This is a genomic window from Aestuarium sp. (genome assembly GCF_023253315.1).
Taxonomy (GTDB): domain Bacteria; phylum Pseudomonadota; class Alphaproteobacteria; order Rhodobacterales; family Rhodobacteraceae; genus Marivivens; species Marivivens donghaensis.
The window spans coordinates 266-629 of sequence record NZ_JALRGW010000173.1; the positions used below are offsets into that span (position 1 = coordinate 266).

Sequence of the window (364 nt, forward strand, 5' to 3'; positions counted from 1 at the left end):
ATTATAACCTGAGCATGTTACAAAACTGCTCTTTTCTTAACATAGGAGACGACGTGTATACAGTAATCAGCAGACCTAACTGTTCGTGGTGTGACAAGGCAGAGGACCTGCTTAAGTCTCACAGTATTGACTACCAGAAGGTTGACATCTACGAAGAGATGTGGGTCAAGACCTTGCTCCTGCAGACAGAGCTAACAACAGTACCTCAGGTTTTCGACACCAATGGTTTCTTGATTGGTGGTTACGAAGAGTTAACCTTACACATCAACAATCTTGACTTATACCAGTAAGTCTTGTATATAAGTTAAACCCCACTTAGCTCAGTTGGATAGAGCAAGTGACTTCTAATCACTAGGTCGGGCGT

The 364-nt window shown here is 42.6% G+C and carries 1 protein-coding gene; it reads left to right on the forward strand.

Annotated elements, in window-relative coordinates; translation table 11 throughout:
* Positions 1 to 290, forward strand: a 290-nt coding sequence (locus AC1QQ2_RS14880) for a glutaredoxin family protein (RefSeq protein ID WP_479713728.1), incomplete at its 5' end; no start/stop codon positions are given.
* Between the last annotated feature and the right edge of the window lie 74 nt (positions 291 to 364).